Below are 18,522 nucleotides of genomic sequence, written 5' to 3'. Positions count from 1 at the left end.
GTGAAACCTGCTGCTCGTCGCCGCGCCCGTGAATGTGCCGTCCAGGCACTTTACTCCTGGCAGTTGTCCCAGAACGACATCGCTGATGTTGAATACCAGTTCCTGTCAGAACAGGACGTGAAAGACGTTGACGTTCTGTACTTCCGTGAACTGCTGTCGGGGGTGGCGACTAATAGCGCGTATCTCGATGGTCTGATGAAGCCATACCTGTCCCGCCTGCTGGAAGAGCTGGGTCAGGTGGAAAAGGCAGTGTTGCGTATCGCGCTGTTTGAGCTGTCAAAACGTGATGATGTGCCGTACAAGGTAGCCATCAACGAAGCGATCGAGCTGGCGAAAACCTTCGGCGCTGAAGACAGCCACAAATTTGTTAACGGCGTGCTGGATAAAGCCGCACCTGCGATCCGTCCCCACAAAAAGTGATCCGCAAACCGGAGTCCTGCATTGCCTGACGGGCAGTGCGGCTCCGGTTTTTTCTTTTATTTGCTGAGGCATAACGTATGGCATGCGGCGAATTCTCCCTGATTGCCCGTTATTTCGACCGTGTCAGAACCTCTCGTCTTGATGTTGAAACCGGCATTGGCGATGACTGTGCACTTCTCAATGTTCCCGAAAAACAGACGCTGGCAATCAGCACCGACACCTTAGTGTGCGGACGTCATTTTTTACCCGATATCGCTCCTGCCGATCTGGCGTATAAAGCGCTGGCGGTTAACGTCAGCGATCTGGCGGCAATGGGCGCCGATCCCGCCTGGCTGACGCTGGCCCTGACGCTGCCAGAGGTGGATGAAGCCTGGCTTGAAGCCTTTAGCGATGCGCTGTTTGAGCAGCTGAACTATTACGATATGCAGCTGATTGGCGGTGATACCACGGCCGGTCCGCTGTCGATGACCCTGGCGATCCACGGCTTCGTGCCGGTGGGACGTGCGCTGAAGCGCTCGGGTGCAAAACCGGGCGACTGGATCTACGTGACCGGTACGCCGGGGGACAGCGCGGCGGGGCTTGCGATCCTCCAGGACCGCCTGAAGGTTAACGACGCCGACGATGCGGCATACCTGGTGAAGCGCCACCTGCGGCCAACGCCGCGTATTCTGCACGGTCAGGCGCTGCGCGAGCGCGCCAGCTCGGCTATCGATCTGTCCGACGGGCTGATCTCCGATCTCGGCCACATCCTCAAGGCCAGCGGCGTGGGGGCGCGTATCGATCTGGACCTGTTCCCGCTGTCAGAGCAGCTGCTGCGCCATGCTGAGCCTGAACAGGCGCTGCGCTGGGCGCTATCCGGCGGGGAAGATTACGAGCTGTGCTTCACCGTGCCCGAACTGAACCGCGGGACGCTGGATGTGGCGTTAGCGCATCTGGGCGCGAAATTTACCTGCATCGGGCAGGTGATGCCGGAGAGTGAAGGTTTGCAGTTTGTCCGTGAGGGCGCGCCGGTTACGCTCGACTGGAAAGGGTACGACCACTTCGGCTGAATGTTTTGAGCGCCGGGTAAGCGCTGCGCTACCCGGCGTTTGCTTACTTAAACCCCACCACCGGATGCTGCTGGTACGGCGTCTCCAGCTCGGCAATCTGCTCCGGCGTCAGCGATAAATCCACCGCGCTCAGCAGCTCATCCAGCTGTTCTTCCCGCGATGTACCCACGATCGGCGCGGCGACGCCGCGCTTGCTCAGCAGCCACGCCAGCGCCACCTGGGCGCGGGTTGCTCCGGTATCGTCGGCGATCCCGGCCACGCGTTCGGCAATTAGCGCATCGCTGGCTTCGGTAGCGTCGTACAGATTTTTCCCCACTTCATCCGACACCAGGCGGGCCGTGGTCTCCCCCCACGGGCGGGTTAAACGCCCGCGCGCCAGCGGGCTCCACGGGATCACCGCCACGCCTTCCTGATAGCAGAGCGGCAGCATCTCGCGCTCTTCTTCGCGATAGAGTAGGTTGTAGTGATCCTGCATGGTGACAAAGCGTGCCCAGCCGTGCTGCGCCTGGAGATCGAGCGCCTGAGCGAACTGCGACGCGTGCATAGACGACGCGCCAATGTAGCGCGCTTTACCGGCCTTCACGACGTCGTTCAGCGCCTCAAGCGTCTCTTCAATCGGGGTGTTGTAGTCCCAGCGGTGGATTTGCAGCAGGTCAACGTAATCCATGTTCAGGCGTCTGAGGCTGTCATCAATGGAGCGCAGGATCTGCGCGCGCGAAAGTCCTTCGGCCAGGTCGCCCACCGGATAGTACACCTTGGTGGCGACCACTACCTCATCCCGACGGGCAAAATCCCGCAGGGCGCGGCCCACGATCTCTTCGCTGCTGCCGTCGGAGTAGCTGTTGGCGGTATCAAAGAAGTTAATGCCGCCGTCAATGGCGCGTTTGATGATGGGGCGGCTGCTCTCTTCCGGCAGCGTCCAGGCGTGGTTTCCCCGGTCAGGCTCGCCAAACGTCATGCAGCCCAGGCAAAGCCGGGACACCCTGAGGTCCGTTTTTCCTAATGTCGTGTATTGCATGGTTCCGCTCCTGCTGTTTAAACAATACGTTTAAGCATAGCAGGAGCAGAAAAGGGGAGGGATCAGGCCAGCCAGCTGCGGATTCTGGCTTCAATACCGGCGGCGTCCAGACCAATGTCCGCGCGCGCCTCGTCCTGAGTGCCTTGCGGGATGAAGTGGTCCGGCAGGCCGAGGTTCAGCACCGGAACCAGCTTACGGTTTGCCATCAGCACCTCGTTAACGCCGCTACCAGCGCCACCGATGATGGCGTTCTCTTCCAGCGTAACCAGCACGTCGTGGCTTTCCGCCATGCTCAGGATAAGCGATTCATCGAGCGGCTTCACAAAGCGCATATCGACCAGCGTCGCATTCAGGGCTTCAGCGGCTTTTGCCGCTTCAGGCATCAGCGTGCCAAAGTTCAAAATCGCCACTTTTTCGCCGCGTCGCTTCACCAGACCTTTACCGATGTCCAGCTTTTCCAGCGGCTTAAGCTCAACGCCCAGGGCATTGCCGCGCGGATAACGCACCGCGCAGGGGCCGTCCTGATAGTGGTAGCCGGTAAAGAGCATCTGACGACACTCGTTCTCGTCGCTTGGCGTCATGATAATCATGTCCGGGATGCAGCGCAGGAAGGAGAGGTCAAACGCCCCCTGGTGCGTCTGGCCGTCAGCCCCCACGATGCCCGCGCGATCGATAGCAAACAGCACCGGCAGCTTCTGAATGGCAACGTCATGGATAACCTGATCGTAGGCGCGCTGCAGGAACGTGGAGTAAATCGCCACCACCGGTTTGTATCCGCCAATCGCCAGGCCCGCCGCGAAGGTGACCGCATGCTGCTCGGCAATCGCAACGTCGAAGTACTGATCCGGGTATTTTTTGGAAAACTCCACCATGCCGGAGCCTTCGCGCATGGCGGGCGTGACCGCCATCAGCTTGTTGTCTTTCGCCGCCGTTTCGCACAGCCAGTCGCCGAAGATTTTTGAATAGCTCGGCATGCCGCCGCTGCTTTTCGGCAGACAGCCGCTGGTATGGTCGAATTTTGGTACCGCGTGGAACGTGATCGGATCTTTTTCCGCCGGCTCGTAGCCACGCCCCTTTTTGGTCATGATGTGCAGGAACTGCGGGCCTTTCAGGTCGCGCATGTTCTTAAGCGTCGTCACCAGACCCAGCACGTCGTGGCCGTCAATCGGGCCAATATAGTTAAAGCCCAGCTCTTCAAAAAGCGTACCCGGCACGACCATGCCTTTGATGTGTTCTTCGGTACGCTTGAGCAGCTCTTTAATCGGCGGGACGCCGGAGAAGACTTTTTTACCGCCTTCCCGCAGCGAGGAGTAAAGCTTGCCGGAAAGCAGCTGCGCCAGGTGGTTGTTCAGCGCGCCGACGTTCTCGGAGATCGACATTTCGTTATCGTTGAGGATAACCAGCATGTCCGGCTTGATATCGCCCGCGTGGTTCATGGCCTCGAAGGCCATCCCGGCGGTGATCGCCCCGTCGCCAATCACGCAGACCGTGCGGCGCTGCTTATTTTCCTTTTCGGCGGCAACGGCAATACCGATACCCGCCGAAATGGACGTGGAGGAGTGGCCGACGCTGAGCACGTCATATTCGCTCTCACCGCGCCACGGGAACGGGTGCAGGCCACCTTTCTGGCGAATGGTGCCAATTTTATCGCGACGACCGGTCAGAATTTTGTGCGGGTAGGCCTGGTGGCCCACATCCCAGATCAGCTGATCGAACGGCGTGTTGTAGACGTAATGTAACGCCACGGTCAGCTCAACCGTGCCAAGTCCGGAGGCGAAGTGGCCGCTGGAGCGGCTAACGCTGTCGAGCAGGTAGCGACGCAGCTCGTCACACAGCTTCGGCAGACTCTCTTTCGGCAACAGACGTAACTCCTGAGTGGAGTCAACTAACGCCAGTGTCGGGTATTTGGCAATATCAAAACTCATCAAAGGCTCATCGAGATATATAGTTTATTTATCACGCTGGATTATGTAGTCCGCTAGCGCTTCCAGTGCCGAGGTATCCAGCGATTGCGCGGCCAGCTTGTTCAGCGAGCGGCGGGCATCGTCTATCAGATCCCGGGCTTTACGTTGGGCATGCTCAAGGCCCAGCAGGGCGGGGTAGGTACTTTTGCCAAGCTGCTGATCTGCACCCTGACGTTTTCCCAATGTTGCAGTATCGCCCACCACATCCAGAATGTCATCCTGAACCTGGAATGCCAGACCGATACTTTCTGCGTATCTGTCCAGAATCGGCAGGGCTTTCCGCCCGCGTTCACCCGCACTCAGTGCGCCCAGGCGAACGGCTGCACGAATCAGTGCGCCCGTTTTATGACGGTGAATACGCTCCAGCTGTTCCAGATTAACCTGACGACCTTCAGCCTCTAAATCCAGCGCCTGACCGCCGCACATGCCGGCGACGCCGCTGGCCATGGCCAGTTCGGACACCATCGCCAGACGGTCACGGTCGCTTACCTCAACCATCGGCGCATCGCTCAGAATCGAGAAGGCCAGGGTTTGCAGGGCATCACCCGCCAGAATCGCATTCGCTTCGCCAAATTTGATATGGCAGGTCGGCTGACCGCGACGCAAATCGTCATCGTCCATGGCCGGCAAATCGTCATGGATCAGCGAGTAGGCATGGATGCACTCCACGGCGGCTGCCGGGGCGTCCAGCGTGTTATCGCTGATGCCGAACATATTTCCCGTGGCATAGACGAGGAACGGGCGCAGACGTTTACCACCCAAGAGTGCGCCATAGTGCATGGCTTCAACCAGTGGAGTGTTCTGAAAAGGCTGCGGCTCAATAAAACGGCGCAGGGCGTCGTTGGCGCGAGCGACGCGCGCCTGAAGCGCGTTGGCAAAATCCATTTACTCGGCGTCCGGTGTGAATGGCGTGGTTTTAGCGTCTTCGCTGTCGGAAAGCAGGATCTGCACGCGCTGCTCGGCCTGCTGGAGCTTTACCTGCCCCTGGCGCGCTAGCTGCACGCCGCGTTCAAATTCGTTCAGCGCCTCTTCCAGCGGTAAATCGCCGCTCTCAAGGCGGGTAACAATCTGCTCAAGCTCACTCAGCGCAGTTTCGAAACTGGCCGGTGCGTCGTTCTTCTTCGGCATAGTGAATTGACTCTTATCTTTTAGCCCCGCCATGGTAACGGACTCGGGGCAATTATCAAATAACGCGCAATGTGCACAGGAGCCGCGCGATGGTGGTATACTTGCGCGCCTGGAAGCAGTCTTCGGTTATAGGGGCTGCTGTACTTTTCCATTACAAGCCCAACCGCTTGCCTAAGAAACATTGCCGCCATGAAGTTTATCATTAAATTGTTCCCTGAAATCACCATCAAAAGCCAATCTGTGCGTTTGCGCTTTATTAAAATTCTCACCGGGAACATTCGTAACGTATTAAAACACTACGACGACACCCTCGCCGTGGTGCGCCACTGGGACCACGTTGAAGTCCGCGCGAAAGACGAAAACAAACGTCAGGATATCCGCGACGCGCTGACCCGTATCCCGGGCATTCACCATATCCTGGAAGTGGAAGATGTTCCGTTCACCGATATGCATGACATCTTCGAAAAAGCGCTGGTGCAGTACCGCGACCAAATCGAAGGCAAAACCTTCTGCGTGCGCGTGAAGCGTCGCGGTAAGCATGAGTTTAGCTCGATTGAAGTCGAGCGCTACGTCGGCGGCGGTCTGAACCAGCACGTTGAGACGGCGCGCGTGCGTCTGACGAATCCGGACGTGACCGTTAATCTTGAGATCGAAAACGATCGTCTGCTGCTGGTAAAAGGCCGCTACGAGGGTATTGGCGGTTTCCCAATCGGTACGCAGGAAGATGTGCTGTCGCTGATCTCCGGCGGGTTCGACTCCGGCGTCTCCAGCTATATGCTGATGCGTCGCGGCTGTCGCGTGCACTACTGCTTCTTCAACCTGGGCGGCGCGGCGCATGAAATCGGCGTTCGTCAGGTGGCGCATTACCTGTGGAACCGCTTCGGTAGCTCCCACCGCGTGCGTTTTGTGGCAATTAACTTTGAGCCGGTGGTGGGCGAAATCCTCGAAAAAGTGGATGACGGCCAGATGGGCGTCATCCTCAAGCGTATGATGGTGCGCGCGGCATCCAAAGTGGCCGAGCGCTACGGCGTGCAGGCGCTGGTCACCGGCGAAGCGCTGGGCCAGGTCTCCAGCCAGACGCTGACCAACCTGCGTCTTATCGACAACGTGTCCGATACCCTGATCCTGCGTCCGCTGATTTCTCACGATAAAGAGCACATCATCGATCTGGCCCGAGAAATCGGTACCGAAGATTTTGCCCGCACCATGCCGGAATACTGCGGCGTGATCTCAAAAAGCCCGACCGTGAAAGCGGTGAAGGCAAAGATCGAAGCGGAAGAAGAGAATTTCGATTTCAGCATCCTGGACAACGTGGTGGCGGAAGCGACCAACATCGACATCCGCGAGATTGCCCAGCAGACCGAGCAGGACGTGGTTGAGGTGGAAACCGTCAGCGGCTTCGGCGCTAACGATGCGATTCTGGATATTCGCTCTGTTGATGAGCAGGATGACAAACCGCTGCAGGTGGATGGCGTGGAGGTGGTTTCTCTGCCGTTCTACAAGCTGAGCACCAAATTTGGCGACCTCGACCAGGGCAAAACCTATCTGCTGTGGTGTGAGCGCGGTGTGATGAGCCGCTTACAGGCGCTGTACCTGCGCGAGCAGGGCTTTGCGAATGTGAAGGTGTATCGCCCGTAGTTCATTGTCGGGGAGTGCGGCCTGATGCCCTCACCCCGACCCTCTCCCACGGGGAGAGGGCGCAAACATTAAAAACGGCAACCTGTGCGGTTGCCGTTTTGCTTCATTCGTAATAATTATAAATTCCCGCAGCCATCACTAACGATGACGCCACCTCGTACGCTTTCTCGCGCCCGACCAGCAGGTCAATAATCTTCAAGCCAAAATCAATGGCGGTGCCCGGTCCCTGGCTGGTGAGCAGGTTAACGCGCGGATCCCAGACCACACGCTTATCTACCCACTGGTCTTCCGGGATCGTGTCCTTTAGCCCAGGGAAACCGGTCATATTGCCGATGGGGAAAATGTCGTGCGGAACCAGCACCGTACCTGCGGCAGCGCAAATGGCCGCGACGATGCGGCCGGAAAGGTGAAACTGGCGAACGGTTTCAACCAGCAGCGGGCTGTCGCGAAAACACTCTGCACCCTTCAGGCCACCCGGCAGAACGATAATGTCGTAATCACCGTCCGCTACCTGTACAAGCGGTGCATCCGCCAGGATCTTCACCCCGCGCGAGCAGGTAATCGCCAGACTTCCGTCGCTGGCGACGCTGGCGGTAGTCACCTTAATGCCGCCACGTACCATCAAATCAATGGCAGTAACCGCTTCCGTCTCTTCGCTACCAGGGGCGAGGCATACCAGTGCCGATGCGCTCATACTCACTCTCCTTTCGTTTTACTAACTCAAACAGACGGCTGTTTTCCGCAACGGTAATACCGTGTGCCCGGGCACGCTTTAACAGATAACCGGTGATGTAATCAATTTCGGTATGCCGCATAGCCCGGATATCCTGCAACATCGAGGAGATATTTTCTGCCGTACTCTCAATAACCTGGTCGACATAATAGCGTAAATCGTCCTCGGAGGTGTGGTGGCCTTCGCGTTCAATCACGGCGGCGACCTCCCGGCAAATCAGCGCAACCTCATCGGGATGATGGCGCAGCTCGCCGTTGGGGCAATCCCACAGTGCGGTAAGCGGGTTAATCACGCAGTTTACCGCCAGCTTGCGCCACAGTTCGGCGCGGATAGTATTGTGCCAGGCGACGTCTGGCAACGTGCCTTGAAGGGTATCCGCAAGGTAGCTGTAATCGCCGCGCTGTTCACGCGCCGGGCCGATATGGGTGACGCCGCTGGCAACATGAATGATGACGTTACCGTCACGACGCGCCGCGTGGGTCGTGGTGCCTATCAGCAGCGGCTGACGGACGGCTTTCAGCTCTTCAATGGTGCCCATTCCGTTGTGGATCAGCAGGATGGGCGTGCTCTCACGCAGCTGAGCGGCAAGGCTTTTCACCGCATCGGAAACCTGCCAGGCCTTCAGCGTAACCAGCAGCAGGTCGCTGCTGGCGAGAAATTCCGGATCGTTTGCCGTCAAAGACTCGTTAAAAATGGAACCGTCGGTTCCAATCACGTTCACGCTGCAATAGGGCTGGGGAATACGCAGCCAGCCCTGAACGCTATGTCCCTGTTTGCATAGCGCGCTAAGCCAGAGTTGACCAAGTGCGCCGCATCCAAGCACTGTTACTTTCATTGTTCCTCCTCACCCGGAACTGCGCCAGGTGCTATGACGCTAAGTATAGCGGCATCAGCTAAGCTTCTCGTTATGCCTCGTTGCAGGTATTATGCAACGCAACAAAAATGAAGGGAGAAGAAAAGATGCCATCTTTCGATATTGTTTCTGAAGTTGATTTGCAGGAAGCGCGTAACGGCGTAGATAATGCTATCCGTGAGGTTGAATCACGTTTCGATTTTCGTGGCGTAGAGGCGACCATTGAGCTGAACGACGCGAATAAGACCATCAAGGTGCTGAGCGAGTCAGATTTCCAGGTTAACCAGCTGCTGGATATCCTGCGCGCCAAGCTGCTGAAGCGCGGCATTGAAGGCACGTCGCTCGATGTGCCGGAAGATTTTGTCCACAGCGGCAAAACCTGGTTTGTAGAAGCGAAGCTGAAGCAGGGCATTGAGAGCGCGGTGCAGAAGAAAATCGTTAAGCTCATCAAAGACAGCAAGCTGAAGGTGCAGGCGCAGATTCAGGGGGAAGAGATCCGCGTGACGGGGAAATCCCGCGACGATCTCCAGTCGGTTATGGCGCTGGTGCGCGGCGGCGATCTGGGTCAGCCTTTCCAGTTCAAAAACTTCCGCGATTAAACAAAAAAAGCCCGGTTTTACCGGGCTTTTTCAGGCCTTCAGCGCCTGTTCCACCTCAAAGCGGTTAGTCACCTTGCTGTCAATTTTAACGTAAACGCTGCGCTCTTCCGGGACAACCAGCACCTCGCTCACCCCCGCCGTCGTTTCCAGACGCTGTATTAAGGCGTCGCTAACCTCTACGTCATCCGGAATTTCTACCCGCAGGCTACTCACGTAGCGTGGCTCTTTCATGGTGCTGGCCACAAACAGCCAGACCATCGCCAGCAGCGCGCCCGTCAGGAATACGGTTTGCGAATCAAACAGGCCGTCTACCCAGCCTCCCAGAGAGCCGCCTATCGCCACGCCGAGAAACTGGCTGGTGGAATAAATGCCCATCGCGGTGCCTTTGTATCCTGCCGGAGACTCTTTGCTGATAAGCGACGGCAGCAGGGCTTCCATCAGGTTAAACGCCAGGAAGAATAGCTGTACGCCTGCGATCAGCTCCCAGAAGTGCGGGCCGGAGCCCCACAAAACAATCTCGGCAATCAGCAGTAACGCGACGCAGCCCACGAAGACGCGCTTCATCCTGCGCTTCACTTCGGCGTAAATAATGAACGGCACGACGGAAACAAACGAGATGAGCATGGTCACCAGATAAATTTTCCAGTGCTCAGCCGCCGGAAATCCCGCAGCGGCAAGCTGGCCGGGCAGGGCGACAAAGGTCGACATCAGCAGAATGTGCAGGCACATGATGCCGAAGTTGAGCTTAAGCAGGCGCGGCTCGGCGATGACTTTGCTGAAGCAGCCTTTGACCATCCCGGACTCGCGGTTGAGGACGTGGTTTTTACTGTCCGGCACGACCCACAGCGTAAGCGCGATCCCGACGGTCGCCAGGACGGCAATCATCCAGAACAGGGCGTGCAGGCCGAGCGCATGGGTGATAATCGGACCAAGCACCATGGCGATGGCGAAGGTGACACCGAAGCTGACGCCAATAAACGCCATCGCTTTGGTGCGGTTTTGCTCGCGGGTCAGGTCTGACAGAAGCGCCATCACGGCGGCAGCAATGGCCCCGGAACCCTGCAGGGCGCGGCCAAGAATAATGCCCCAGATGGAGTGGGAGAGGGCGGCTATGACGCTGCCGAGCACAAATACCAGCAGCCCGCCGACGATCAGCGGCTTACGGCCCACGCGGTCAGAGAGCAGACCAAAGGGGATCTGGAAAATGGCCTGCGCCAGGCCGTAGATACCGATCGCCAGGCCAATCAGCGCTTCGCTGGCACCCTGCAACGCCATACCGTACGTGGTCAGAACAGGCAGGACCATAAACATGCCAAGCATCCGCAGCGAGAAAACAGTCCCTAAACCCCATGTCGCGCGCAGCTCGACTGGCGTCATTTTATAATCGTTCATTACCACCTCAGTTCAAAAGCAGGCCATAGTGTAGTGCGGGGAAGGGGCGGGGTAAATAAAGGGTTATTTAACAAATATTACATGCGTAACTAATAGATTTCATGAATAAAAAAGGGTGCCGAAGCACCCCTTTATGTCCTTGCTATGGCTTACCAGACGTAAGTCAGCAGGTTTTGTGAATCCGGCACCATAAAGTCTACGGACATCATCACGGACAGCGAGGTGATGGCGACAATCGAGAACACAAACAGCTTACGTGCCCAGACTTTGTCATCCTCCACTTTGTAGCCGCGCAGGGCCATGCCGAGCCACCAGACGCTCACCGCAGCCGCTACTACCAGATATTTATATCCGGCGTAACCGCCCAGAGAGAGCATCAGGGTTGCCACGGCAAAAGCGATGATGTACAGCGTGATGTGGTTCTTGGCAACCGAGATACCTTTCACGACCGGCAGAACCGGAATGTTCGCCGCCTGATAATCCTTAAAGCGGAAAATCGCAATGGCGTAGGAGTGCGGCATCTGCCACAGGCTAAAGATAGCCAGCAGGATGAGCGCACCGCTGTCGAACTCGTTCGTGACGGCGCAGTAGCCAATCACCGGCGGCGCAGCGCCGGAGAGAGAACCAATCAGCGTGCCGTAGACGGAGTGTCGTTTCATATACAGGCTGTAGACGCCTACATACACCACGAACCCCATCACCCCCAGCCAGCAGGCCAGCGGATTAGCACCAAACCACAGCAGCATAAAGCCAGCAATACCCAGCAAGGTGGCGTACACCAGCGAGACGGAAGGGGCAATCAGGCCTTTAACCAGCACCCGATTTTTGGTCCTTTCCATCTTCTTGTCGATATCCATGTCGATGTAGTTGTTAAATACACAACCGGACGCAACCACCAGTGACACACCGACCAGCGTGTAAATAAAGAGGGTGTAATCAATGCTGCCTTTAGAGGCCAGCAGGAACCCTCCGATTACGGAGATCAGGTTGCCAAAGATGATGCCTGGTTTCGTGACTTGCAGGTATTGCTTAAACATACTCGCCGCTCTTAGTGAACCATCATGTTGTAGTTGAGGTTCCACATAATCCAGATGGAACCGACTACCAGGATAGCGATGATAATCACGGTAAAGATAAAGGCCGTCATGTTCCAGCCTTCATCGGACTTGGTGTTCATGTGCAGGAAGCAAACCAGATGCACCAGAATCTGAATCACCGCGGTTACCAGGATTACGCCCAGGATAACCGGCTTGGATGCAGAACCGCTCATCACCATCCAGAACGGGATCACCGTCAGGATGATCGACAGGATGAAACCTGTCATGTAGGTTTTTACGCTGCCGTGGGAAGCGCCATGATCGTTAGAATGACTCATTACATCGCCCCCATCAGATAGACAACAGAGAACACACAGATCCATACCACGTCAAGGAAGTGCCAGAACAGGCTCAGGCACATGATACGGGTACGGTTAGTACTGGTCAGGCCACGACGGGAGATCTGGAACATCAGCACTGCCATCCAGATCAGACCCGAGGTAACGTGCAGACCGTGGGTACCAACCAGCGCGAAGAACGCTGACAGGAAGCCGCTGCGATCCGGGCCGAAACCTTCCGCGATCAGGTGATGGAATTCATAGATTTCCATCCCGATAAATCCAGCACCAAACAGCCAGGTCAACGCCAGCCAGGAGACAACCTGGCTCTTGTTGTTTTTGTACATGGCGATAGCCGCCATGCCGTAGGTGATGGAGCTGAATAACAGCAGTGCGGTTTCAACCAGAACGAACGGCAGCTCAAAAATGTCCTTACCGGTCGGGCCGCCCGCTGTGCCGTTCACCAGAACGGCATAGGTCGCGAACAGACAGCAGAACAGGATGCAGTCGCTCATCAGGTAGATCCAGAAACCGAAGACTTTGTTCGGTCCTGCATCGTGGTGCGCATGTTCATGCGCGTGGGCAGTTGAGTGCGCCAGAGTATCAGTTGCCATTTTTCAGCCCCGCTTTAGAAATCTCGTCGAAATGCTGATTTTCCAGCTTTTCAACTTCACGGACTGGTACGTAGTAGTCCACGTCCTCGTCAAAGCTTTTCACAATCCAGCTGATTACGACGCCAGCGAAGCCAACAATCGCCATCCACCAGATGTGCCAGATCATTGCGAAACCAAATACCGTTGCGAAAGCGGCAATCACGATGCCCGCCGCGCTGTTTTTCGGCATGTGGATCTCTTCGTAATGCTCAGGTTGCTTGTACGCTTCACCTTTTTCCTTCATTTCCCAGAATGCGTCGCGTTCATGGATCTGCGGCACAACGGCGAAGTTATAGAAAGGAGGCGGAGAAGAGGTCGCCCACTCCAGCGTACGGCCACCCCATGGGTCACCGGTCAGGTCACGGTTCTGATCGCGGTCGCGAATAGAAACGTAGAACTGAATCAGCTGAGACGCGATACCGCACGCAATCAGAACCGCACCGCCCGCTGCAACCATCAGCATTGGGTGGAACTGCGGGTCAATCTGCTGGCTCAGACGACGGGTCATACCCATGAAGCCCAGCACGTACAGCGGCATAAACGCCACGAAGAAGCCGATAATCCAGAACCAGAAGGCGCGTTTACCCCAGGTTTCGTTCAGCGTGAAGCCAAACGCCTTAGGCCACCAGTAGGTCACACCCGCGAAGCAGCCGAAGACGACGCCACCGATGATAACGTTATGGAAGTGCGCAATCAGGAACAGACTGTTGTGCAGTACAAAGTCAGCGCCCGGTACCGCCAGCAGTACGCCGGTCATCCCACCTACGGAGAAGGTAACGATGAAGCCGATAGTCCACAGCATTGCTGAGTGGAACTGAATACGACCCTGGTACATGGTGAACAGCCAGTTGAAGATCTTCACCCCAGTTGGGATGGCGATGATCATCGTGGTGATACCGAAGAAGGCGTTTACGTTCGCGCCCGCACCCATGGTGAAGAAGTGGTGCAGCCAAACGATGAACGACAGAACGGTAATACACACGGTTGCCCACACCAGCGAGGTGTAACCAAACAGGCGTTTACGCGAGAAGGTTGCCGCGATTTCGGAGAATACACCGAAGACTGGCAGAACCAGGATGTACACTTCCGGGTGACCCCAGGCCCAAATCAGGTTGATGTACATCATCATGTTGCCACCCATATCATTCGTGAAGAAATGGGTGCCCAGATAACGATCCAGGGTCAGCAGCGCGATGGTGACGGTCAGAATTGGGAACGACGCGATAATCAGTACGTTGGCGCACAGAGATGCCCAGGTAAATACCGGCATCTTGAACATCGTCATACCAGGAGCACGCATCTTGAGGGTGGTCACGAAGAAGTTGATACCGGTCAGGGTGGTACCAACACCGGAGAGCTGAAGCGCCCAAATCCAGTAATCGACCCCTACGCCCGGACTGTACTCAATTCCCGAGAGCGGTGGATAAGCCAGCCAGCCAGTCTGAGCAAATTCGCCCACGCCCAGCGACAGGTTAACCAGGATAACGCCAACAACGGTGAACCAGAAGCTCAGGTTGTTCAGGAACGGGAAGGCAACGTCGCGTGCGCCAATTTGCAGCGGAACGACAACGTTCATCAGACCGATAACCAGCGGCATTGCTACGAAGAAGATCATGATAACGCCGTGGGCGGTAAAGATCTGATCGTAGTGGTGCGGCGGCAGGAAACCTGCTTCACCCGCAGAAGCGAGCGCCTGCTGGCTACGCATCATGATCGCATCCGCAAAGCCACGAATTAACATGACGATACCGACGATGCAGTACATGATGCCGAGTTTTTTGTGGTCAACCGAAGTCAGCCACTCATTCCACAGGTAGCTCCACTTACCGAAGTAAGTAATCAGGCCCAGTAGGGCTGCGCCACCAATGATAATTGCAGCAATCGTAACCATGATAATGGGTTCATGGTACGGCACCGCATCCAATGTCAATTTTCCGAACATTTTCTTCCTCGGCCCCTTAGTGAGCGGTTTCCGCGTGGCTCATGTCCATGCCTTCCATACCCTGGTGCGCGTTGTGCTCGCCTTCAGGCTGGGTCATGTCCATGCTCATACCGTGGTCCATAAATTTGCCAATAACGTCTTTAAACAAATTCGGTTTCACGTTAGAGAAGTACTCCACCTTGTTGTATTCGCTAGGTGCAGCCACTTTTTCGAACGCCGCCATGTCAGGCATGGTGTTGGTAGACTGCTTCGCTTTTGCAACCCACTGGTCGAAAGTCGCGCGGTCTGGCGTAGCGATAGCTTTAAACTTCATACCCGAGAAGCCCGGGCCACTATAGCTGGCGGAGATACCGTCGTAGGTGCCTGCTTCATTCGCGATCAGGTGCAGGTTAGTCTGCATACCGGCCATCGCGTAAATCTGGCTGCCCAGACGTGGGATGAAGAAGGAGTTCATTACGGAGTTGGAGGTCACTTTGAACTGAACCGGAGTGTTCGCCGGGAAGGCGATTTCATTCACGGTAGCAATGCCCTGCTCTGGGTAGATGAAGAACCATTTCCAGTCCATGGAGACCACTTCAATGGTAATCGGTTTTTCATCGTGAACCAGCGGTTTGCTCGGCTCAAGTGCGTGAGTGGTTTTCCAGGTCAGTACGGCAAGGAACAGGATGATCAGAATAGGTACCGTCCAGACCACAGCTTCCACTTTATTGGAGTGTGACCAGTTAGGGCTATACTTCGCATCTTTATTGCTCGCACGATACTTCCAGGCGAAACCAACAGCCATCAAGATGGCAGGAATAACCACAATCAACATCAGGCCAAAAGCCGTCAGTATCAATGAACGTTGTTCCAGTCCAATCTGTCCTTTGGGGTCTAGTAGTGCAGAATCGCAGCCACTGAGTAATACAGTGCCTGCGAATAATGACAACCATCCCAAACTTTTATTGTATTTCCTGAGTCTCATTTAACGACCTCAATTCCACGGGAGTCTGGTGGCGTTTAAAGTGTGGGGGCATTTTACGGGAAGGTTACATTACTGTAAACATCATTAGCCCTGTGTCAGGAAGGTGTTACTGGGTTCTGCCGCACATGTCACATGTGTTGCAAATTATGTCGCATTTTTGGAGGAAAGCCGCACAGCGTGGGCGTTATAACGAAAGGCCGCTTTAGCCTACCCCAAATGGGGCAATTGGTATAACCATTGCTAAAAATATACAAATAATTAACAATTAATTATCAATAAAAAGACAAATAAAAAACGAAAATACAATCTTTCGAAAGCTGAATCGTTTAACGGAAAATAGCGTAGCGAATTAAGCTCCAATAATTTCCGAATGCTATCCCGCACAAAACAACAAATATTTTTTTTATCCGATGGCGGTTATTTCACCGTTATAATTTCGCACGGTTATTACAACGGGAAATAACCTTTCGCTTTTTGCTTCAGGTCATCTGCGTTTTCCGCAAGGACATGAAATCCAGCGTTCCGCCTGTCAGGATACCTGCAACGGCGAGAAGCACGCCTGCATCAAGCAGCACGGTTTCATAGGGCAGCGATAGCCCGGTGGTGGCGTTAATAATGAGCACCACGAGCCACAGAACCAGCACAACGCAGCCCACCATCAGCAGGCGGAGGGCAAACCGATAGGCGGCATGGTATTCCGTGCGCGGCATGAAGTGTTCCGTGCGCTGGGTATATTCCAGCGTCTGGCGACAGACCAGCAGCAATAAAATCCCCGGCACGGCGGCCACCACCGAGAAGAGATAAAATGTCGGCCAGCCGTGGGCTTCAACAAACCAGCCCGCGACGGGACCTACGTACACGCGCCCGACGGCGGAGAGGGCAGAGAGCAGGGCAAACTGGGTGGCGGAAAATGACTTATTGCACAGCGTCATCAGCAGCGCAACAAATGCCGCCGTGCCCATACCCCCACACAGGTTCTCAAAGAATACGGCCGTCGCCATGCTGATCATATGCTTGTCGGTAATCGACAGCAGCCAGTAACCGGCATTCGATGCGCCCTGAAGAATGCCGAAGATCAGCAGCGCACGAAACAGCGTCAGGCGCTGCATCAACACGCCGCCGTACAGAGCGCCGACGATCGTGGCAAACAGCCCCAGCGTTTTGTTGACCACGCCGACTTCCCCCGCATCAAACCCGACACCGCGGATCAGGAAGGTTGTCGTCAGGCTCATGGCAAAGGCATCGCCGAGCTTATAAAGGACAATAAGCAGCAGGATCAGCCAGGCATTATTACGGCCAAAGAAATCGCGCAGCGGTTCTGCCACGGCCTGCTCCAGCGAGCGCGGAACCGGAATGACCTCGCTCGGTTCTGGTGCGAAGAGGGTGGCAATAATGCAGGGGATCAGCAGGGCCGCCATTAGCCAGTACATACCCTGCCAGCCGAGATAGCGGTCGGCGAGCCACAGCGCCAGCCCGCCGGAGACAAGCATACCGAGACGATAGCCGAGCACGCTGATCGCCGCGCCAGCACCGCGTTCCTCCGCAGGCAGGACGTCCGTTTTCCAGGCGTCAAAAACAATGTCCTGGGAGGCGGAACAAAAGGCGATAACTACCGCAAGCGCGGCCATCCAGCGGAGCTGCGTTGACGGCTCAAGGAAGCCCATGGCGGCAATCGCCAGCAGCAGCAGCACCTGCGTCATCACTAACCAGCCGCGACGCCGCCCGAGGAACGGCGGGGTATAGCGGTCCATGACCGGCGACCAGAGGAATTTAAAGACGTAGGCCTGGCCCACGAGCGAGAAGAAGCCGATGGTTTTCAGGTCGATGTTCTCGACCGTCATCCACGCCTGCAGCGTGCCGGAGGTGAGCGCAAGCGGTAAACCGGAGGCGAAACCAAGGATCAGCAGAATAGCTGATTTCGGTTGCTGGAAAATGCGTAAGTAGTGACTGGACATGTTCTTATGAACTGACCCGGTGAAGCACCGGGCCAGTCAGCAGGATTAACGGGCGTTCTGCTTGATAAATTCGTGAATGCTGGTGTCCTGTGCCATATCGGCAATGGTGTCAGTCAGCACGCTGTTAACCGCGTCAGCGATATTTTTGTTGGAGGCCTGGAACGCGCCCTCAACGGAATAGCTCGCACGGTAGTTTTTGTTCATCTTATTGCCGTTCTTCGCGGTCGCGATGATGGCGATATCGGCTTTGGTTGCGATGTTGTAGCGAACGTTGCCCTGGGACACGTCAGCGTACAGATTGTTCACGATGATTTGCAGGTCAACCGCGCCGCTTGGGCCAATCATGTAGCCGCGGGAGGTCATCTGCTTCTCGAGCACTTCCTGTAACAGGAAACGCAGGTCGCGGGATGCGGTCAGGGTGACCTGCTGGTTGTCGCGAGTGACTTTCGCCAGCGCCTGGTCCTGACGCTGATCGGCGCCGTTAATGCTGACCGTTACGCCCATCAGGCTTGGATCCTGCTGAGGCAGGGTAATTTTTGGGGAAACATCGATGGTCGTCGGCGGGGTTGCACAGCCGGCGAGCATAAAGAGCGCTACCAACGGAAAGAAGAGTTTTTTTAACATTTTCGGGTTCTCAACGAATCGTAAGCAAATAGAGAAAAATTGCCGCCATCATAACATCGCCAACGGCCAGGGGAAGTGGTCAACGCATGTAAATTCATCGCCTTGTCTGAAAACTGACCACCTTTCCGCTTTTCTCCACGCATGAGTGACAAAACGTATGAGTCTCATAGTGAACTTCATTCGTTTGAATGAGAAAATCAGACGAAAGCTAAATA

18 protein-coding genes are annotated in these 18,522 nt (G+C 55.9%); 4 read left to right on the top strand and 14 right to left on the bottom strand.

Going from position 1 to position 18,522, the window contains the following annotated elements; translation table 11 throughout:
- Together nusB and thiL are read left to right on the top strand one after the other, a co-directional pair.
- Positions 1 to 420, top strand: a complete 420-nt coding sequence (nusB, locus tag HWQ14_RS22395) for a transcription antitermination factor NusB (RefSeq protein ID WP_006809908.1) — start codon at positions 1 to 3, stop codon at positions 418 to 420.
- Positions 421 to 497: 77 nt separating this feature from the next.
- Positions 498 to 1,469 carry a thiamine-phosphate kinase gene (gene thiL / locus HWQ14_RS22390; RefSeq protein WP_176611057.1) on the top strand — a complete coding sequence of 324 codons (972 nt, stop codon included), beginning with the start codon at positions 498 to 500 and terminating at the stop codon, positions 1,467 to 1,469.
- Between the two features lie 43 nt (positions 1,470 to 1,512).
- Here the strand turns inward: thiL and HWQ14_RS22385 are convergent, their stop codons facing one another.
- The 4 genes from HWQ14_RS22385 to xseB all read right to left on the bottom strand — a co-directional run bounded on the left by HWQ14_RS22385 (position 1,513) and on the right by xseB (position 5,579).
- The gene (locus tag HWQ14_RS22385; protein WP_148420270.1) at positions 1,513 to 2,487 is read right to left on the bottom strand and encodes an aldo/keto reductase; all 975 of its coding nucleotides are present in this window, start codon (positions 2,485 to 2,487) and stop codon (positions 1,513 to 1,515) included.
- A gap of 62 nt (positions 2,488 to 2,549) precedes the next feature.
- Positions 2,550 to 4,412, bottom strand: coding sequence for a 1-deoxy-D-xylulose-5-phosphate synthase (gene dxs / locus HWQ14_RS22380; RefSeq protein ID WP_176611056.1), 1,863 nt, complete (start codon positions 4,410 to 4,412; stop codon positions 2,550 to 2,552).
- Between the two features lie 24 nt (positions 4,413 to 4,436).
- Positions 4,437 to 5,336, bottom strand: a complete 900-nt coding sequence (gene ispA / locus HWQ14_RS22375) for a (2E,6E)-farnesyl diphosphate synthase (protein ID WP_176611055.1) — start codon at positions 5,334 to 5,336, stop codon at positions 4,437 to 4,439.
- On the bottom strand, positions 5,337 to 5,579 hold the full coding sequence (xseB, locus tag HWQ14_RS22370) for an exodeoxyribonuclease VII small subunit (RefSeq protein WP_008503331.1): 243 nt from the start codon (positions 5,577 to 5,579) through the stop codon (positions 5,337 to 5,339).
- 189 nt (positions 5,580 to 5,768) lie between these two features.
- On the opposite strand from xseB, the gene thiI reads away from it, so the two are divergent.
- A complete protein-coding gene (gene thiI / locus HWQ14_RS22365; protein ID WP_176611054.1) occupies positions 5,769 to 7,217 on the top strand; it encodes a tRNA uracil 4-sulfurtransferase ThiI in 1,449 nt (482 codons plus the stop codon).
- A gap of 103 nt (positions 7,218 to 7,320) precedes the next feature.
- Here thiI and yajL read toward each other — a convergent pair whose 3' ends face one another.
- Both yajL and panE read right to left on the bottom strand, forming a co-directional pair.
- A complete protein-coding gene (yajL, locus tag HWQ14_RS22360; RefSeq protein WP_176611053.1) occupies positions 7,321 to 7,911 on the bottom strand; it encodes a protein deglycase YajL in 591 nt (196 codons plus the stop codon).
- On the bottom strand, positions 7,874 to 8,785 hold the full coding sequence (panE, locus tag HWQ14_RS22355; RefSeq protein ID WP_176611052.1) for a 2-dehydropantoate 2-reductase: 912 nt from the start codon (positions 8,783 to 8,785) through the stop codon (positions 7,874 to 7,876). Before panE ends, yajL begins: the two co-directional genes overlap by 38 nt.
- Positions 8,786 to 8,910: 125 nt before the next feature.
- Here panE and HWQ14_RS22350 point away from each other — a divergent pair, with 125 nt between their 5' ends.
- Positions 8,911 to 9,402, top strand: coding sequence for a YajQ family cyclic di-GMP-binding protein (locus tag HWQ14_RS22350; RefSeq protein WP_022647233.1), 492 nt, complete (start codon positions 8,911 to 8,913; stop codon positions 9,400 to 9,402).
- 30 nt (positions 9,403 to 9,432) lie between these two features.
- Here the strand turns inward: HWQ14_RS22350 and HWQ14_RS22345 are convergent, their stop codons facing one another.
- The 8 genes from HWQ14_RS22345 to HWQ14_RS22310 all read right to left on the bottom strand — a co-directional run bounded on the left by HWQ14_RS22345 (position 9,433) and on the right by HWQ14_RS22310 (position 18,307).
- Positions 9,433 to 10,794 carry an MFS transporter gene (locus tag HWQ14_RS22345; RefSeq protein ID WP_176611051.1) on the bottom strand — a complete coding sequence of 454 codons (1,362 nt, stop codon included), beginning with the start codon at positions 10,792 to 10,794 and terminating at the stop codon, positions 9,433 to 9,435.
- A 149-nt stretch (positions 10,795 to 10,943) separates the two neighbouring features.
- Complete coding sequence (gene cyoE / locus HWQ14_RS22340; RefSeq protein ID WP_003859062.1) at positions 10,944 to 11,831, bottom strand: heme o synthase; 888 nt, start codon at positions 11,829 to 11,831, stop codon at positions 10,944 to 10,946.
- An 11-nt stretch (positions 11,832 to 11,842) separates the two neighbouring features.
- A complete protein-coding gene (locus tag HWQ14_RS22335; RefSeq protein ID WP_176611050.1) occupies positions 11,843 to 12,169 on the bottom strand; it encodes a cytochrome o ubiquinol oxidase subunit IV in 327 nt (108 codons plus the stop codon).
- A complete protein-coding gene (locus tag HWQ14_RS22330; RefSeq protein ID WP_063451697.1) occupies positions 12,169 to 12,783 on the bottom strand; it encodes a cytochrome o ubiquinol oxidase subunit III in 615 nt (204 codons plus the stop codon). Before HWQ14_RS22330 ends, HWQ14_RS22335 begins: the two co-directional genes overlap by 1 nt.
- Positions 12,773 to 14,764, bottom strand: a complete 1,992-nt coding sequence (gene cyoB, locus HWQ14_RS22325) for a cytochrome o ubiquinol oxidase subunit I (protein ID WP_176611049.1) — start codon at positions 14,762 to 14,764, stop codon at positions 12,773 to 12,775. Before cyoB ends, HWQ14_RS22330 begins: the two co-directional genes overlap by 11 nt.
- A gap of 16 nt (positions 14,765 to 14,780) precedes the next feature.
- Entirely contained in the window at positions 14,781 to 15,728 is a 948-nt protein-coding gene (cyoA, locus tag HWQ14_RS22320; protein ID WP_176611048.1) for a cytochrome o ubiquinol oxidase subunit II, read from the bottom strand.
- Positions 15,729 to 16,207: 479 nt separating this feature from the next.
- Positions 16,208 to 17,683, bottom strand: a complete 1,476-nt coding sequence (ampG, locus tag HWQ14_RS22315; RefSeq protein WP_176611047.1) for a muropeptide MFS transporter AmpG — start codon at positions 17,681 to 17,683, stop codon at positions 16,208 to 16,210.
- 45 nt (positions 17,684 to 17,728) lie between these two features.
- The gene (locus tag HWQ14_RS22310) at positions 17,729 to 18,307 is read right to left on the bottom strand and encodes a lipoprotein (RefSeq protein ID WP_176611046.1); all 579 of its coding nucleotides are present in this window, start codon (positions 18,305 to 18,307) and stop codon (positions 17,729 to 17,731) included.
- Between the last annotated feature and the right edge of the window lie 215 nt (positions 18,308 to 18,522).

Source organism: Enterobacter cloacae (assembly GCF_013375935.1).
In the GTDB taxonomy this organism is placed as follows: domain Bacteria; phylum Pseudomonadota; class Gammaproteobacteria; order Enterobacterales; family Enterobacteriaceae; genus Enterobacter; species Enterobacter pasteurii.
Note: the sequence above shows the minus strand (reverse complement) of the source record. Positions and strands in the feature narration are given on the sequence as shown.

Excerpts from the sequence above, each read along its gene's own strand:
- thiL (WP_176611057.1), top strand. The coding sequence starts at position 498 with ATGGCATGCGGCGAATTCTCCCTGATTGCCCGTTATTTCGACCGTGTC.
- HWQ14_RS22385 (WP_148420270.1), bottom strand. The coding sequence starts at position 2,487 with ATGCAATACACGACATTAGGAAAAACGGACCTCAGGGTGTCCCGGCTT.
- dxs (WP_176611056.1), bottom strand. The coding sequence starts at position 4,412 with ATGAGTTTTGATATTGCCAAATACCCGACACTGGCGTTAGTTGACTCC.
- ispA (WP_176611055.1), bottom strand. The coding sequence starts at position 5,336 with ATGGATTTTGCCAACGCGCTTCAGGCGCGCGTCGCTCGCGCCAACGAC.
- xseB (WP_008503331.1), bottom strand. The coding sequence starts at position 5,579 with ATGCCGAAGAAGAACGACGCACCGGCCAGTTTCGAAACTGCGCTGAGT.
- thiI (WP_176611054.1), top strand. The coding sequence starts at position 5,769 with ATGAAGTTTATCATTAAATTGTTCCCTGAAATCACCATCAAAAGCCAA.
- yajL (WP_176611053.1), bottom strand. The coding sequence starts at position 7,911 with ATGAGCGCATCGGCACTGGTATGCCTCGCCCCTGGTAGCGAAGAGACG.
- panE (WP_176611052.1), bottom strand. The coding sequence starts at position 8,785 with ATGAAAGTAACAGTGCTTGGATGCGGCGCACTTGGTCAACTCTGGCTT.
- HWQ14_RS22350 (WP_022647233.1), top strand. The coding sequence starts at position 8,911 with ATGCCATCTTTCGATATTGTTTCTGAAGTTGATTTGCAGGAAGCGCGT.
- HWQ14_RS22345 (WP_176611051.1), bottom strand. The coding sequence starts at position 10,794 with ATGAACGATTATAAAATGACGCCAGTCGAGCTGCGCGCGACATGGGGT.
- cyoE (WP_003859062.1), bottom strand. The coding sequence starts at position 11,831 with ATGTTTAAGCAATACCTGCAAGTCACGAAACCAGGCATCATCTTTGGC.
- HWQ14_RS22335 (WP_176611050.1), bottom strand. The coding sequence starts at position 12,169 with ATGAGTCATTCTAACGATCATGGCGCTTCCCACGGCAGCGTAAAAACC.
- HWQ14_RS22330 (WP_063451697.1), bottom strand. The coding sequence starts at position 12,783 with ATGGCAACTGATACTCTGGCGCACTCAACTGCCCACGCGCATGAACAT.
- cyoB (WP_176611049.1), bottom strand. The coding sequence starts at position 14,764 with ATGTTCGGAAAATTGACATTGGATGCGGTGCCGTACCATGAACCCATT.
- cyoA (WP_176611048.1), bottom strand. The coding sequence starts at position 15,728 with ATGAGACTCAGGAAATACAATAAAAGTTTGGGATGGTTGTCATTATTC.
- ampG (WP_176611047.1), bottom strand. The coding sequence starts at position 17,683 with ATGTCCAGTCACTACTTACGCATTTTCCAGCAACCGAAATCAGCTATT.
- HWQ14_RS22310 (WP_176611046.1), bottom strand. The coding sequence starts at position 18,307 with ATGTTAAAAAAACTCTTCTTTCCGTTGGTAGCGCTCTTTATGCTCGCC.